Genomic DNA, 14,922 nt, shown 5'->3' with positions numbered 1-14,922 from the left:
TGGAGATGTATTGTCCGGGACCGCGTGATGCCAGTCCAGCATAAACCATTGCTGATCACAGGCTGCCTGCCCGGCGAGCCTTTACGCAAACTCCATGATCACCGCGTCCACGGCAAGGCTGTCGCCCGGCTTGGCGTTGAGTTTGGAGACGACAAGGTCACGTTCGGCACGCAGCACGTTTTCCATCTTCATCGCTTCGACCACGGCGAGCGTCTCGCCAGTCTTGACCTCCTGCCCTACGGCAACGGCAATCGACACGACAAGGCCAGGCATCGGGCAAAGCAGCAGTTTCGACGTGTCAGGCGCAATCTTTTCCGGCATCAGCCTTTCAAGCTCGGCGGTGCGCGGCAGCATGGCGCGCGCGGTCACCGACATGCCCTTCCAGGCGATGCGAAAGCCATTGGCAACCGGCCTGATCTGCGCTGTAACCTTGCGCTTGCCGACCGTGCCGCGCCAGATCAGGTCGCCCGGCCGCCAGTCGGATGCAACGGTCAGTGCTTTGCCGCCCTCAATCGACAGATCGATTTCCAGCGGAATGGAAATCATGCCCTCGAGGATCGACGCCGACAGATAATCATCGCCGATCTTCACCACCCAGTCGCGCTTCAGCGCTCCCGAATGCGGCGCCAGCCGCCCGCCCAGCCGGTCGAGCCGATCACGGCGCAGCAGTTCCACCGCCGTCGCAATCGACGCCAGCACGGCTTTCTCATCGTTGTTCGGTACGACAGGTGCAAAACCGTCGGGATATTCCTCTGATATGAAAGCGGTCGATATCTGCCCTTCCCGCCAGCGCGGATGCTGCATCAGCGCCGCCAGGAACGGGATGTTGTGTTCGATGCCGTCGACGACGAAACTGTCGAGCGCTTCCGACATTGCATCGATGGCTTCCAGACGCGTCGGCGCCCAGGTGCACAGCTTGGCCAGCATCGGATCGTAGAACATCGAAATTTCGGAGCCTTCGGTGACGCCGGTGTCGTTGCGGATGACGACATCGCCGAATTGGCCTTCTTCCGGCGGCCGGTAGCGCGTCAGCCGGCCGATCGAGGGCAGGAAATTGCGGTACGGGTCTTCCGCGTAGAGCCGGCTTTCCACCGCCCAGCCGTTCAGCTTGATATCGCCTTGCTTCAAGGCGAGCTTTTCGCCGGCCGCTATGCGGATCATCTGCTCGACCACATCGATGCCGGTGACAAGTTCCGTCACCGGATGCTCGACCTGCAATCGTGTATTCATTTCAAGGAAATAGAAGTTCTTGTCCTTGTCGACGATGAACTCGACCGTGCCGGCGCTTTGGTAGTCGACAGCCCTGGCCAACGCCACGGACTGCTCGCCCATGGCCTTGCGCGTTTTGGCGTCGAGGAACGGCGACGGCGCCTCTTCGGCGACCTTCTGGTTGCGGCGCTGGATCGAGCATTCGCGCTCGCCGAGATAGAGCGCGTTGCCATGCGCGTCGGCCAGCACCTGGATTTCGATATGGCGCGGATCGACGACGAATTTCTCGATGAAGACGCGATCATCACCAAACGAACTCTTGGCCTCCGAGCGCGCCCGGTCGAAGCCGTCGCGCACTTCCGACCGGCTCCAGGCGATGCGCATGCCCTTGCCGCCGCCACCGGCCGAAGCCTTGATCATCACCGGATAGCCGATCTCGCCGGCGATCTTTTCGGCATGGTCGGCATTCTCGATGACGCCGAGCCAGCCGGGCACGGTGGAAACCTTGGCGGCATTGGCGAACTTCTTCGATTCGATCTTGTCGCCCATCGCCTTGATGGCCTTGGGTTTTGGACCGATGAAAATGATGCCTTCCGCTTCCAGCGCCTCACAGAAGGCCGCCCGCTCGGACAGGAAGCCATAGCCGGGATGCACGGCCTGGGCGCCCGTCTCCTTGCAGGCGGCGATGATCTTTTCAGGCGCGAGATAACTCAGCGCCGCTGGCGAAGGCCCGATATGCACCGCCTCGTCGGCCATCTCGACATGCACCGCATCGCGATCGGCATCGGAATAGACGGCAACCGTGGCGATGCCCATCTTGCGCGCCGTTTTGATGACACGGCAGGCAATCTCGCCACGATTGGCGATCAGGATCTTGGTGAACATGCGGAATGTTATCCCTCGGGTCGGCCGTTCCTTTTATGGCCTGTGCTTGCGGGGTCAAGCCGACCATGCAAATCACTGCTTTTCAATCGATTTGCGATTCCAATTCATCGCTGTGGCCCAGTCCAGGCACCAGCTTCCAGTTGATCGTGTCGATAAAACCTGAAACCTTGGAAAAAAATTCGCATTGGAGGAACTGCCCCATGAAAACCCGCGCCGCAGTTGCTGTCGCCGCCGGAAAGCCGCTGGAGATCATGGAGGTTGACCTCGATGGTCCGCGCGAGGGCGAGGTGCTGGTCGAGATCAAGGCGACAGGCATCTGCCACACCGATGAGTTCACGCTGTCGGGTGCCGATCCCGAAGGCCTGTTTCCGGCCATCCTCGGCCATGAGGGCGCCGGCGTGGTGGTCGATGTCGGCAAGGGCGTCACTTCGGTCAAGAAGGGCGACCACGTCATCCCGCTCTACACGCCCGAATGCCGCCAGTGCCCGTCGTGCCTGTCACGCAAGACCAACCTGTGCACGGCGATCCGCGCCACCCAGGGCCAAGGCCTGATGCCGGACGGCTCGTCGCGCTTTTCGATCGGCAAGGACAAGATCTTCCACTACATGGGCTGCTCGACCTTCTCCAACTTCACCGTGCTGCCTGAGATCGCGGTGGCCAAGGTCAATCCCGACGCCCCCTTCGACAAGATCTGCTACATCGGCTGCGGCGTCACCACCGGCATCGGGGCTGTGATCAACACCGCCAAGGTCGAGCAAGGCGCGACCGCGGTCGTCTTCGGCCTCGGCGGCATCGGCTTGAATGTCATCCAGGGGTTAAAACTTGCCGGCGCCGACATGATCATCGGCGTCGACCTGAACAACGACAAGAAGGCTTGGGGCGAGAAATTCGGCATGACGCATTTCGTCAATCCGAAGGAGATCGACGGCGATGTCGTGCCCCACCTCGTCAACATGACCAAGCGCGGCGCCGACCAGATCGGTGGTGCCGACTACACCTTCGACTGCACCGGCAGCACCAAGGTGATGCGTCAGGCGCTGGAAGCCTCGCATCGCGGCTGGGGCAAGTCGGTGGTCATCGGCGTGGCAGGCGCCGGCCAGGAGATTTCGACGCGGCCGTTCCAGCTGGTCACCGGGCGCACCTGGATGGGCACCGCCTTTGGCGGCGCGCGCGGCCGCACCGATGTGCCGAGGATCGTCGACTGGTACATGGACGGCAAGATCCAGATCGACCCGATGATCACCCACACGCTGAAGCTCGAGGATATCAACAAGGGCTTCGACCTCATGCATGAGGGCAAATCGATCCGAAGCGTCGTCGTTTACTGAAGAAGACCACAAGCCGCCGACCAACCGGCCTGCGACCTCTGTGGCTCACAACTGGGAGGAGAAAAACATGGCGGAGAAACTGCATCCGAAAATCGACAATGGCTTGCCCAGGGAAAGCGCAAGCTTTGCCGGCGGCACGCTGGTCTGCGCCTGCACCAGCAATCCGGTCAAGGTTAAGGTCAAGGGCCAAATCGCCCACAACCACGCCTGCGGCTGCACCAAATGCTGGAAGCCCGAAGGGGCCCTGTTCTCGGTCGTGGCGGTTGCCGGTACGAGCGACGTGACGGTCACCGAGAATGGCGACAAGCTCAAAGTGGTCGACCCCTCGGCGCTGATCCAGCGGCATGCCTGCACCGGCTGCGGCGTCCACATGCACGGACCGGTCGAGCGCGACCACGCGTTCAAGGGGCTTTCCTTCATCCATCCGGAGCGCTTCGAGGAGGACGGCTGGTCACCTCCGGGCTTTACCGCCTTTGTCTCGTCGATCATCGAATCCGGCGTCGATCCAAGCCGTATGGACGGCATCCGCGCCCAGTTGAGGTCGATCGGGCTCGAACCCTATGACTGCCTCAATCCCGGCCTGATGGACTATATCGCCACCTGGACGGCGAAGAAGTCCGGCGCCTTGCCGGCTTAGTATCTAATCGGATTGTATCCATGGGGCCGGACGAAATCGTCTGGCCCCATGCTCATTGGAACCAGCGATGCCAGCACCTGCTATTTACGTCGATGCCGACGCCTGCCCGGTCAAGGCCGAGGTCGAAAAGGTCGCCGAGCGCCATGGCATCGTTGTCACTTACGTCTCCAATGGTGGCTTGCGCCCTTCCCGCGACCCGATGATCCGCAATGTCGTGGTGTCCAAGGGCGCCGACGCCGCCGACGACTGGATCGTCGACAATGCGCGGACCAACGACATCGTGATCACCGCGGACATTCCGCTGGCCGCCCGCGCGGTGGCGCTTGGCGCGCATGTGCTTGGGCCAACCGGACGTCCGTTCACGCCGGAAACGATCGGCATGGCGGTGGCGATGCGCGACCTCAAGCAGCATTTGCGCGAGACAGGCGAAAGCAAGGGCTACAATGCCAGCTTCGCGCCGCAGGACCGTTCGCGGTTTCTCGGCGAACTCGACCGCATCTTGCGGCGGGCGCTCAAATCCGCCACACCGCAGTAGAAACCGAGCGCCATCCAAGGTTGGAACCGCCATGGCTGCTGAAACCCCGATGAAGCCTCCCTTGCAGCGCCACATGCTGTTTGCGGTGTCGGCCTGCTTCGGCGTCGTGGCGCTTGCCGTGGCGTTGCTGCTTCATGCCTCGCTCGCCTATTCGATCGGCGCCAACGCATTCTTTGCTACCTACGTCATTCTTGTCGTCACCCAGATGCCGAAATTCACCGGCAGGTATCTGAGCAAGAATGCGCGCGCCACCGACCAGCCGATGCTGGTCATCTTCGCGGTGACTTTGGTCGTCGTCGGCGTTGCCACCTTCTCGTTGTTTCAGCTGATCAATGAGAAAGACAGCACCCACCCTATCGAATTGATCTTCGCGCTGCTGTCGATCCCGCTTGGCTGGTTCACGATCCATGCCATGGTGGCGCTCCATTATGCGCACGTCTACTGGATGGACGGCGATACGGTCGACGCCGAGACCAAGAAGAAGGTTCCGGTCGGCGGACTGCTGTTCCCGGGCGACAAACGGCCGGAAGGCTGGGATTTCCTCTACTTCTCGACGGTTATCGGCATGACGGCGCAGACCGCCGACACCAACATCTCTACGACGCATATGCGACGTGTCGTGCTTGTCCATTCGATCCTGTCGTTTTTCTTCAACACGGTCATCGTCGCCGCCGCCGTCAATCTCGCCGTCAGCCTGGGCGCTCCGTAATAAATCCGTGATCGGATGAAACATTGGTTTGGATCGCGACGTATCAGGAGGACAATGAACGTGCAGGCCACGCCGTGAGGCCGGGAGACGAGACAAGATGGAATCCGTTGCCAGAAGCCAATCCGCCGCCGATCCCGGTGCTTCGGCGTCGAACGAAAAACCGCTGATCTACCGGCAGTCGCGCTGGACGCGGCTGACGCATTGGCTCTGGGCCATCTCGCTGTTCTTCATGCTGTTGTCCGGCCTGCAGATCTTCAATGCCCGCCCGCAGCTCTATATCGGCAAGGAGTCTGGTTTTGGCTACAACAACACCATCTTCGCCATCGGCGCCGAGAACACCAACGTCGGGCCACGCGGCTACACCGAGATCCTTGGGCATCGCTTCGACACCACAGGAGTGCTCGGCTGGTCGGGGCCGGCAGGCCAGGAGACATCCCGCGCCTTTCCGTCCTGGGCGACCATCCCGTCCTACTACGACCTCGGCACCGCCCGTGTCGTCCATTTCTTCTTCGCCTGGATACTGACCACGACCTTGATCGTCTGGTTCGTCGCCAGCACCGTGAACGGCCATCTGCGCCGCGACCTCGCACCACGCCTCGACGACCTGAAGCGCTTGCCGCAGGACATCATCGATCACGCCAAGCTCAGATTCCACCACACCCGGGAGTACAACACGCTGCAGAAGATGGCTTATGGCGGCGTGCTGTTCGTCCTCCTGCCGCTGATGATCATCACCGGCCTGGCGATGTCGCCAAGCATGAACTCGGTGCTGCCGTTCCTCAACGATCTGCTCGGTGGCCGGCAGACGGCACGCACCATCCATTTCACCGTGATGGTGCTGCTGGTCGTCTTCTTCGTCGTCCATATCCTGATGATCCTGGCCGCCGGCCCGATCAACGAACTGCGCTCGATCATTACCGGCTGGTACCGCACGGATCCTCCCGCTCAGGACGACAAAACTGCCGAGAGGAGTGCCTGACATGGCGAAGTTTGAGATCAGCCGCCGCAAATTCCTGACCGGTGCCAGCCTCGGTGCCTCCGGCATCATGCTGTCGGGCTGCGACGCCTTCGACAGCCAGTTGAGCGTTGGCAGCGGCCTGCGCAGTTTCCTCGAAAACGCCAATGACCTGACATACCGGGCACAGCGCCTGCTCGCCGGACGTAACGCCCTGGCGCCCGAATTCACTGAAGCCGACATCCGCCAGCCGCAGCGGCCGAACGGTGTCACGGCGCCCGATGATGACGTCTACAAGGGCCTGCTCGCCAACAACTTCGCCGACTGGCGGCTGGAAGTTTCAGGCCTGGTCGAAAAGCCGCTGTCGCTCAGCCGCGAGCAGTTGATGAACATGCCGAGCCGCACCCAGATTACCCGCCATGACTGCGTCGAAGGCTGGAGCTGCATCGCCAAATGGACCGGCACACCGCTGTCGCTGGTGCTGGACCAGGCGGTGGTCAAGCCGCAGGCGCGCTACGTCATGTTCCATTGCCTCGACACGATCGACCGCAGCCTTTCCGGCGACATCAAATATTACGGCTCCATCGACCTGATCGATGCCCGTCACCCGCAGACGATCCTCGCCTATGGCGTGAACGGCAAGCCGCTGCCGGTTGAGAACGGCGCGCCGTTGCGCGTCCGCGTCGAACGGCAGCTCGGCTATAAGATGCCGAAATATCTCTACAAGATCGAGTTGGTCGACGGCTTCGCCAGTATCGGCGGCGGTCGCGGCGGCTATTGGGAAGACAATGGCTACGACTGGTATGGCGGTATCTGACACTTAGGGAAATAATGCCCTGAGATCAGCCGCTTAACCCTCAGCACATCAGGCAACCTTGTCGAGCAGCGGCCTCAGCACCGGGTGGATTTCCGGCGAGGCATGCTTGATCAGCGTCAGCAGCGCGCGTTCGTTCTCATATAGAGGCCGGTCCACGCCGATATGCTCGACCAGCCAGCCGGCTTCGCCGGCTTCGATCGTCTCGGCGCGGCGGGCGAGCGCCTCGGCCGCCCTGTTCTTGGCTTCCCACTCGGCCTCGATGTCATCAGGGGACCGGTAGGCCTCGATGATGCCGGCAAGGCCGCCGGAGACCATCCGGCTGAAGAAGCCGCCGATTTCCGGATCGGCGCGTTCGAGGAAGGCATCACGGCGCAGCGCCACATCGCGCGTCGGCGCTTCGTAGCCGGCCGAGCACATGACGAAATTGGCGATCGCCTTGACGAACAGTTCGTTCCAGGACGGATCGTTATGTCCTTGAGCGGTACGCTCGTTGATCTTGAACAGCACCTCGGCCTCGGCGCGCGTGATGGCGATGTTGCCGTCTCCGCCATGGGCATGAAGGATACGGCGCAGCAGTTCGACCTCCGCCTTGGCGATCAGCCCGGGAACCAGCGCACCACCGAGCATCAGCGGCCCCTTGCCGTCGATGACGGCGTGGGCGACCTGTTGCAGTGCATAGACGCAAAGCTGGCCCGGTGACGATCTCGCCTCCTCCAGCACGTGCACCAGCAATTCGAGTTCGGTCCGGCTGTCGACCATGCCGTCGCGCGAGATCGTGCGGATCAGCCAGTCGGCATTGTCCTGCGAGATATAGCCCGACGGCTTCTCCTGGTGGACGATATAGTCGGTGACCGCCTCGATGAAGAAAAGCGGCCATTCCGGGCATTTGTCCTTCGCCGTGGCATCGAGCGCGAACAGTGCCTCGGCCTCGCCGCGCATCACCACACCGTCGCCGAACACCTCATGGCGCAACATCGCCACGTCCTCCGCGGCGATGCGGCTTTTCGAGGTCAGCCCGGCCACCGGCGCGCTCATGATCAATTCGCCCATTTGTCGTCCCCGTCCGCCGCCGTCCACTGCCGGCCCTAAAGCGTCATGCCCGCCAACATATCAGCAGTGTCTTGAAAAACCGGCAAACGGCGTGGTTAGCGAAGACTTGTCGGCGAATGCATGTCGCCCAAGGTGTGCCGCGGTTTTGAGAGAACGACATGCATCAAAACAAGGATCTAAAGCGCATCCACAGCGCGACGCGCTTTAGATGTCGCTGACAGGTGACAAGCCGTCGCGCACAAGCTATGGATGGCGTGTCGAGGACTCAGGGTCTGAGTCCTACCTGTTTGCGGGAGAGAGCAGCGAAAGCTGCCGCCGAAGGGGAAATCGCCCGAAATCTCTCAGGCAAAAGAACCGTAGACGGGAAAGACACTCTGGAAAGTCGGGGCTTGCCCCCGCGCCGAAGGTGTAAGCGCCGCTGACAGAGTTCCGGCTGCGCAAGTCTCTCAGGCTTCAGACAGAGGGGCACGGACTGGTCGCCATTCGCGACCGATTGCGTGCGACTCTGGAGATGACATGACGGGCGACGACAGCAAACACCTTCCCCTCGAAGATATCCATGTAGCCGCTGGTGCGCGCTTTGGCGCCTTCGCCGGCTGGTCGATGCCGCTGACCTATCCGGCCGGCGTCATGAAGGAACACCTTCACACCCGCGAACTGGCCGGCCTGTTCGACATCTCGCATATGAAGCTGTTCGAAATCAGCGGGCCGGAAGCGGTTGCCTTGCTCAACCGCGCCTGCCCGCTGGACGCCGGCGCGCTCGAAATCTCGCAATCCAAACTGTCCTTCTTCCTCAATGAAGCAGGCGGGATATTGGACGATCTGATCGTTACCAGGCTTGGCGACCAGCGCTTCATGGTGGTCGCCAACGCCGGCAACGCCGTCGCCGACGAAAAGCATTTGCGTGCGCTTGCCGCGGATTTCGACGTCAGAGTCGAGCCGCTCGACCGCGTCTTCCTCGCCATCCAGGGCCCTGAAGCCTGGGCAGCCCTTTCCCGTGCCGGCATCGAGACCGGCTCGCTGCTGTTCATGCACGGCGTCGAGCCGCGAAAAAACTGGTTCATGACCCGGTCGGGCTATACCGGCGAGGACGGTTTCGAGATCGGCTTGCCGGAGGCCGATGCGCGCGATCTCGTCGCGAAACTGCTCGACGATCAGCGCGTGCTGTGGATCGGCCTTGCCGCTCGCGACAGCCTGCGGCTGGAGGCCGGGCTCTGCCTGCATGGCCAGGACATCACGCCGGAGACCGACCCGGCCAGCGCCGCCTTGATGTGGGCTATTCCGAAAGACATCCGCGCTTCCGGCACTTTCATCGGCGCCGATGCGCTCCGCGCCGCCGTGGAACGAGGACCCGCGCAAAAGCGCGTCGGGCTGAAGCCGGAAGGCCGCCAGCCGGTGCGCGCCGGCGCTGCGCTCTTTGACGCCGACGGCACGCCCGCCGGCCATGTCACATCAGGCGGCTTTGGCCCGTCAGCCGGCCATCCGGTCGCCATGGGCTATGTCACGGCGCCACTGGCCAAGCCCGGAACACGGGTTTTCGCCGATGTCCGCGGCACGAAAATCCCAGTCGATATCAGCTCCCTGCCCTTCACACCGCATCGCTACCGCAAAGGATGATCTCAATGGCAACGACCTATTTCACATCAGATCACGAATGGCTCCGCGTCGAGGGCGGTATCGCCACTGTCGGCATCACCGATTACGCGCAGGAGCAGCTCGGCGACCTCGTCTTCGTCGAACTGCCCGAAACCGGAAAGAAATTGACCAAGGGCGACACCGCCGTCGTGGTCGAATCCGTCAAGGCGGCATCCGATGTCTATGCGCCGGTCGATGGCGAGATCACCGAGGCCAACGGCACGCTGTCGTCGGATCCGTCGCTGGTCAACTCGGCGGCAACCGGGGCCGGCTGGCTGTGGAAGATGAAGCTTGCCGACGAAAGCCAGCTCGCCGGCCTCATGGATGAAGCCGCCTACAAAGCCCATATCGGCTGATATCAGGACGTATTGACATGACCGCAGCACTCACTCCCTTCTCGGCCCGCCATATCGGTCCTGATGTCAACGATGTCAGAGCCATGCTTGCCGTGATCGGCGTTCCGTCCGTCGAGACGCTGATCAGCCAGGCCGTGCCGCAGTCGATCCGCCTCGACTTGCCGCTGACCCTGCCCGCACCGGCCAGCGAAGCGGAAGCGCTGGCCGAATTGTCGGCGACCATGGCCAAGAACACAGTGCTGAAGAGCTTCATCGGCGCCGGCTATCATGGCGTCCAGGTGCCGCCGGTAATCCAGCGCAACCTGTTCGAGAACCCGGCCTGGTACACGGCCTACACGCCCTATCAGGCCGAGATCAGCCAGGGCAGGCTCGAGATGCTGTTCAACTTCCAGACGCTGGTCACCGAATTGACTGGTCTGCCGGTGGCATCGGCATCGCTGCTCGACGAGGCGACGGCGGTGGCTGAAGCCGTCGGCATCGCCTTGCGCCACCACCGCGACAAGCGCACCAAGATCGCATTTGCCGGCACGCCGCATCCGCAGACGCTGGACGTGGTTCGCACCCGCGCCGAGCCGCTCGGCATCGAGATCGACGGCGAGGCGATCGACGACAACACGGCTGCCCTGCTCGTCTCCTGGCCTGATACGTTCGGCGTCTATGGCGATCACAAGGCGGCGATCGACAAGGCGCGCGCCACGGGCGCCATCGTCGTCTTCATCGCCGACCCGCTCGGCCTGACGCTGACCGACGCGCCGGCCAAGCTTGGCGCCGACATTGCCGTTGGCCCGATGCAGCGCTTCGGCGTCCCGATGGGCTTTGGCGGCCCGCACGCGGCCTATTGCGCCGTCTCCGATAAATTGACGCGATTGATGCCCGGCCGCCTAGTTGGCCAGTCCACCGACAGCAAGGGCCGGCCCGGCTATCGGCTTGCCTTGCAGACACGCGAGCAGCATATCCGCCGCGACAAGGCGACATCCAACATCTGCACCGCACAGGCGCTGCTTGCCAACATGGCGACTGCTTACGCCATCTGGCACGGCCCCGCCGGGCTGCAGGCGATTGCCGGGCGTATCCACGCACTGGCCAATCGTCTGTCAAGCGGCCTCGAAGCGGCAGGCGTGGCGGTGATTGGCGCGAGCCGTTTCGACACCGTGACCGTGAAGACCGGGGGTAAGGCGGCGCAGATCGCCGCTGCGGCCGAACAGACCGGTCGGCTCCTGCGCGTCATCGATGCCGACCATGTCGGCATCAGCTTCGATGAGACCTCGACCGATGCCGATCTCGATGCGATCGCGGCCCTGTTCGGCGCCAAGGCCGCTCCATCGGCCGACAGCACCGTGCCTGGCAAGCCGCGCGGCAAGGAGTTTCTGACCCAGCCGGTCTTCCACGAAAACAAGTCGGAAACCGAGATGATGCGCTTCCTGCGCCGGCTGGCCGACAAGGACCTGGCGCTCGACCGCAGCATGATCCCGCTCGGATCCTGCACCATGAAGCTCAACGCGGCGGCGGAAATGATGCCGGTAAGCTGGCCTGAAATCGCCAATTTGCATCCCTTCGCGCCGGCCGCACACTCTGCCGGCTATCGCGCCATGATCGGCGAACTGGAAGGATGGCTGTCGGAGATCACAGGCTTCGACGCCGTTAGCCTGCAGCCCAATGCCGGCAGCCAGGGCGAATATGCCGGCCTGCTCGCCATCCGCGCCTATCACCGCTCGCGCGGCGAAGGCCATCGCACCGTCTGCCTGATCCCCTCCTCCGCGCATGGCACCAATCCGGCGAGTGCGGCGATGGCCGGCATGAGTGTTGTCGTCGTGCGCTGCTTGGAGGACGGCAATATCGACATGGACGATATGAGGGCAAAGGCCAACGAGCATTCCAAGAATCTCGCGGCGCTGATGTTCACCTATCCCTCGACGCATGGCGTCTACGAGGAAGGTGCACGCCACCTCTGTGCCCTCATCCACGAGCATGGCGGCCAGGTCTATTTCGATGGCGCCAACCTCAACGCCCTGGTCGCCTTGGCGCGGCCCGCCGATATCGGCGCCGATGTCTGCCATATGAACCTGCACAAGACTTTCTGCATCCCTCATGGCGGCGGTGGCCCGGGCATCGGCCCGATCGGCGTCAAGGCCCATCTGGAGCCCTATCTGCCGGGACATGTCACCGAGGGTTCTGCGCACGCCGTGTCGGCCGCGCCGTTCGGCAGCGCTTCCATCTTGCCGATTACCTGGATGTATATCCGCATGATGGGCGCCGCCGGACTGAAGCAGGCGACGGAGACCGCCATCATCTCGGCCAACTACGTGGCGACACGGCTCGCACCACACTTCCCGCTGCTCTACAAGGGCCGGCACGATCGCATCGCGCATGAATGCATCCTCGACACCCGCGTGCTCAAGGACAGCGCCGGCATCAGTGTCGATGATATCGCCAAGCGCCTGATCGACTACGGCTTCCACGCGCCGACCATGTCCTTCCCGGTCGCCGGCACGCTGATGGTCGAGCCGACCGAATCCGAGCCCAAGCGGGAACTCGACCGCTTCTGCGAGGCTATGATCGCCATTGCGGGCGAGGCGGCGAAAGTCGCCAGGGGCGAATGGCCTTTGGCCGACAATCCGCTGGTCAACGCGCCGCACACCGCCACCGAGGTGCTGGCCGGCCAGTGGACCCATCCCTACTCGCGCCTGGAAGCGGCCTATCCCGCCGGCGACGCCGACACGGCGGCCAAGTACTGGCCACCTGTCTCACGCATCGACAATGTCGCCGGCGACCGCAACCTGGTCTGCTCCTGCCCGCCGCTGTCGGACTATCTGGGCGCGGCGGAGTAGCCAGAGCATGATCCCGAAAAGTGGGTACCGGTTTTCTCGGACAAACGGAAACCGTTTGTCCAGAGATCATGCTCAAACAAACAGGTAGAGCCCCATCCCTGTTCCATCGGGATGGAACAGGCTCTACGCGGAGCGCAAGGCCGGCTTGACCGGGTCGGCCTTGCCTGGTGCCGCCCGACCGATGACGCAATTTCGACCGGCGCGCTTGGCGGAATAGAGCGCCGCGTCGGCTTCGCCAAGCACGTCATCGAGGGTGCGGCCGCTTACCTCGCCAAAGCCGAGGCCGCCGCTGACCGTGCTGCGCAACTTGCCGAGTTGGGTGGCGACGATCTCGGTGCCGAAGGCCACACAGATCCTGCTGGCGAGATCATGGGCCTTCTCTTCCGTCATTCGCGACATGACGACGGCGAATTCCTCGCCACCCAGGCGAAATGCGTCGACACCGGTCCTGGCATATTTCTTGATCACCGCGGCGAAGCGGCACAAGACCTGATCCCCGACCGGGTGGCCATAGACATCGTTCGTCCGCTTGAAATGATCGAGGTCGAACATAACGACGGACATGAACGGACCGAAACTCCGCGCTCCGTAGAGCGACGTCAACGCCCGGCGGTTCATCAGCCCCGTCAGCGGGTCGGTCATGGTCTCGGCCTTCAGCTCGATCTGCGCCTGCAGATGGTGGAGCGAGAGCGTCAAGGCACCGAGCCCGGTCATGCAGGCCACCGCCACGACGGAATTCAGCCGTTCGGCCCAGTTGTCGGGCGCGACCGCGAGCGTCCATTGCCCTTTGGTCAGCAGAACCGCGCCGCAAAGCGCAAACGAAACCGCGCAGGTGCCGCTCAGAAACGAAACCACCAGCAGGATCCGGCGATCGTGGCTGCCGCTGATCCAGAACATGGCGCCGATCGCCGACAGCAGCGCCGTCACCGTGGTGTATGTGACGATGAAGCCGATGCCATCAAGGCCCAGGAAGGTGACAATGGCACAGGCAGCCATGGCGGCAAGCGCCGGCGCAACGGCACGTCTGTAGCCGGGCACACCCAGATATTGCATGGCCGACACGCAGATGATCAGAAACCCCAGGCTGAGCAGCGCAAGCACGATCTGGCAAAGCAGTGGATCGGGGTCCTTGGTGTATTGCCAGAACAGGACCACATGCGCGACGAGCACCAGAATGCCGCACGCCACCGTCAGCACGAAGCCTGCCTTGGGCGCGGTGAACCAGATCGCAAACATGGTGACGCTAAGGCAGATGCCCGACAGCGCGGCTGCGAGCAGGAGCGAACTGAAGTCCAGCATATCGGGCGAAGGCCTCTCGAGCGTCGGCGGGTTGCGCTGTATTCTAGGTCAGCGGCAGCTCTCAGACATGGTTTTCGGCCGATCTTTCGACGCAACCTACCGATAGGGTTTACAAAGCGTCGATGCCTTATGTCCCGAAACCGGACCATAGGACGCAACGACCGGATCAACCCTTGTTCAGCAAGGCGAGATTGGCGTCGACGACCGTGGGATCCGCCATGCCGGCCTTCGCTTCGAGCAGCAGCGCCTTGGCCCTCTTGCGATTGCCGCGCAGCAATTGCGAATAGCCCATGTTGTTGACAATCTGCGGCTTGCGGCCGGCGACTTTCAAAAGCTGGCCGTAGGCGCGATCGGCGAAGTCGAAGCGGCCGAGTTCATCATAGGAAGCGGCGAGCCCCATCCAGGCCTCGGCATTGTCTGCCTTCAACTCGACGGCCTTGCGGAAGTGCTTTTCGGCGAGGCCGTAATTGGCGTCGCGAAACTGCGCCTTGCCTTGCGCCAGATCGGAGGTGTCGATGTTCTTTGCCGCCGGTTGGATGGCGGTGGTCTTGGTGGTGTCGACGCCGCCCGTCGTACAGCCAGACATCATCAAGACGACCGCCATCGCGGCCATTGCCGTGAAATTATTGTGACGCATGCCCCTGCCTCATCGCCCGATTTGCCGGGTCGTTCTTCAGGA

The 14,922-nt window shown here is 62.7% G+C and carries 13 protein-coding genes and 1 riboswitch; of the genes, 9 read left to right on the top strand and 4 right to left on the bottom strand.

Features of this window, described 5'->3' with window-relative positions; translation table 11 throughout:
- Positions 1 to 81: 81 nt before the first annotated feature.
- Positions 82 to 2,094: an acetyl-CoA carboxylase biotin carboxylase subunit gene (locus NKI73_RS06925; RefSeq protein ID WP_352628112.1), complete on the bottom strand. Its 2,013-nt coding sequence runs from the start codon at positions 2,092 to 2,094 to the stop codon at positions 82 to 84.
- 200 nt (positions 2,095 to 2,294) lie between these two features.
- On the opposite strand from NKI73_RS06925, the gene NKI73_RS06920 reads away from it, so the two are divergent.
- The 6 genes from NKI73_RS06920 (at position 2,295) to NKI73_RS06895 (ending at position 7,075) form a co-directional block, all read left to right on the top strand.
- On the top strand, positions 2,295 to 3,422 hold the full coding sequence (locus tag NKI73_RS06920) for an S-(hydroxymethyl)glutathione dehydrogenase/class III alcohol dehydrogenase (RefSeq protein WP_352628111.1): 1,128 nt from the start codon (positions 2,295 to 2,297) through the stop codon (positions 3,420 to 3,422).
- Positions 3,423 to 3,489: 67 nt separating this feature from the next.
- Positions 3,490 to 4,059, top strand: a complete 570-nt coding sequence (gene gfa / locus NKI73_RS06915) for an S-(hydroxymethyl)glutathione synthase (RefSeq protein WP_352628110.1) — start codon at positions 3,490 to 3,492, stop codon at positions 4,057 to 4,059.
- Between the two features lie 67 nt (positions 4,060 to 4,126).
- Positions 4,127 to 4,594, top strand: a complete 468-nt coding sequence (locus NKI73_RS06910; RefSeq protein WP_352628109.1) for a YaiI/YqxD family protein — start codon at positions 4,127 to 4,129, stop codon at positions 4,592 to 4,594.
- 31 nt (positions 4,595 to 4,625) lie between these two features.
- A complete protein-coding gene (locus tag NKI73_RS06905; protein WP_352628108.1) occupies positions 4,626 to 5,303 on the top strand; it encodes a DUF1345 domain-containing protein in 678 nt (225 codons plus the stop codon).
- A gap of 97 nt (positions 5,304 to 5,400) precedes the next feature.
- Complete coding sequence (locus NKI73_RS06900; RefSeq protein WP_352628107.1) at positions 5,401 to 6,282, top strand: cytochrome b/b6 domain-containing protein; 882 nt, start codon at positions 5,401 to 5,403, stop codon at positions 6,280 to 6,282.
- A gap of 1 nt (position 6,283) precedes the next feature.
- Positions 6,284 to 7,075 (top strand): molybdopterin-binding protein, encoded by a 792-nt coding sequence (locus NKI73_RS06895; protein WP_352628106.1) that lies wholly within the window; start codon positions 6,284 to 6,286, stop codon positions 7,073 to 7,075.
- 48 nt (positions 7,076 to 7,123) lie between these two features.
- On the opposite strand, the gene NKI73_RS06890 is transcribed toward NKI73_RS06895, so the two are convergent.
- Positions 7,124 to 8,125 carry a hypothetical protein gene (locus tag NKI73_RS06890; RefSeq protein WP_352628105.1) on the bottom strand — a complete coding sequence of 334 codons (1,002 nt, stop codon included), beginning with the start codon at positions 8,123 to 8,125 and terminating at the stop codon, positions 7,124 to 7,126.
- A gap of 280 nt (positions 8,126 to 8,405) precedes the next feature.
- Positions 8,406 to 8,492, top strand: a riboswitch (glycine riboswitch).
- Between the two features lie 149 nt (positions 8,493 to 8,641).
- Between NKI73_RS06890 and gcvT the strand changes: the two genes are divergently transcribed.
- The 3 genes from gcvT to gcvP are packed head-to-tail and all read left to right on the top strand — an operon-like array spanning position 8,642 to position 12,944.
- Positions 8,642 to 9,742, top strand: a complete 1,101-nt coding sequence (gcvT, locus tag NKI73_RS06885) for a glycine cleavage system aminomethyltransferase GcvT (protein WP_352628104.1) — start codon at positions 8,642 to 8,644, stop codon at positions 9,740 to 9,742.
- A 5-nt stretch (positions 9,743 to 9,747) separates the two neighbouring features.
- The gene (gcvH, locus tag NKI73_RS06880) at positions 9,748 to 10,116 is read left to right on the top strand and encodes a glycine cleavage system protein GcvH (protein ID WP_013531953.1); all 369 of its coding nucleotides are present in this window, start codon (positions 9,748 to 9,750) and stop codon (positions 10,114 to 10,116) included.
- 17 nt (positions 10,117 to 10,133) lie between these two features.
- Entirely contained in the window at positions 10,134 to 12,944 is a 2,811-nt protein-coding gene (gcvP, locus tag NKI73_RS06875) for an aminomethyl-transferring glycine dehydrogenase (protein ID WP_352628103.1), read from the top strand.
- Between the two features lie 123 nt (positions 12,945 to 13,067).
- Here gcvP and NKI73_RS06870 read toward each other — a convergent pair whose 3' ends face one another.
- Positions 13,068 to 14,243: a GGDEF domain-containing protein gene (locus NKI73_RS06870; RefSeq protein ID WP_352628102.1), complete on the bottom strand. Its 1,176-nt coding sequence runs from the start codon at positions 14,241 to 14,243 to the stop codon at positions 13,068 to 13,070.
- Positions 14,244 to 14,409: 166 nt separating this feature from the next.
- Positions 14,410 to 14,880, bottom strand: coding sequence for a hypothetical protein (locus NKI73_RS06865; RefSeq protein ID WP_352628101.1), 471 nt, complete (start codon positions 14,878 to 14,880; stop codon positions 14,410 to 14,412).
- Positions 14,881 to 14,922 lie beyond the last annotated feature (42 nt).

It is taken from the genome of Mesorhizobium sp. M0496 (genome assembly GCF_040321205.1).
Classification (GTDB): Bacteria; Pseudomonadota; Alphaproteobacteria; order Rhizobiales; family Rhizobiaceae; genus Mesorhizobium.
The sequence above is the reverse complement of the archived record's forward strand: the minus strand, read 5'-3'. Positions and strand labels throughout refer to the sequence as shown.

Excerpts from the sequence above, each read along its gene's own strand:
- NKI73_RS06865 (WP_352628101.1), bottom strand. The coding sequence starts at position 14,880 with ATGCGTCACAATAATTTCACGGCAATGGCCGCGATGGCGGTCGTCTTG.
- NKI73_RS06925 (WP_352628112.1), bottom strand. The coding sequence starts at position 2,094 with ATGTTCACCAAGATCCTGATCGCCAATCGTGGCGAGATTGCCTGCCGT.
- NKI73_RS06910 (WP_352628109.1), top strand. The coding sequence starts at position 4,127 with ATGCCAGCACCTGCTATTTACGTCGATGCCGACGCCTGCCCGGTCAAG.
- gcvT (WP_352628104.1), top strand. The coding sequence starts at position 8,642 with ATGACGGGCGACGACAGCAAACACCTTCCCCTCGAAGATATCCATGTA.
- NKI73_RS06870 (WP_352628102.1), bottom strand. The coding sequence starts at position 14,243 with ATGCTGGACTTCAGTTCGCTCCTGCTCGCAGCCGCGCTGTCGGGCATC.
- NKI73_RS06890 (WP_352628105.1), bottom strand. The coding sequence starts at position 8,125 with ATGGGCGAATTGATCATGAGCGCGCCGGTGGCCGGGCTGACCTCGAAA.
- NKI73_RS06900 (WP_352628107.1), top strand. The coding sequence starts at position 5,401 with ATGGAATCCGTTGCCAGAAGCCAATCCGCCGCCGATCCCGGTGCTTCG.
- NKI73_RS06920 (WP_352628111.1), top strand. The coding sequence starts at position 2,295 with ATGAAAACCCGCGCCGCAGTTGCTGTCGCCGCCGGAAAGCCGCTGGAG.
- gcvH (WP_013531953.1), top strand. The coding sequence starts at position 9,748 with ATGGCAACGACCTATTTCACATCAGATCACGAATGGCTCCGCGTCGAG.
- gfa (WP_352628110.1), top strand. The coding sequence starts at position 3,490 with ATGGCGGAGAAACTGCATCCGAAAATCGACAATGGCTTGCCCAGGGAA.
- gcvP (WP_352628103.1), top strand. The coding sequence starts at position 10,134 with ATGACCGCAGCACTCACTCCCTTCTCGGCCCGCCATATCGGTCCTGAT.
- NKI73_RS06905 (WP_352628108.1), top strand. The coding sequence starts at position 4,626 with ATGGCTGCTGAAACCCCGATGAAGCCTCCCTTGCAGCGCCACATGCTG.
- NKI73_RS06895 (WP_352628106.1), top strand. The coding sequence starts at position 6,284 with ATGGCGAAGTTTGAGATCAGCCGCCGCAAATTCCTGACCGGTGCCAGC.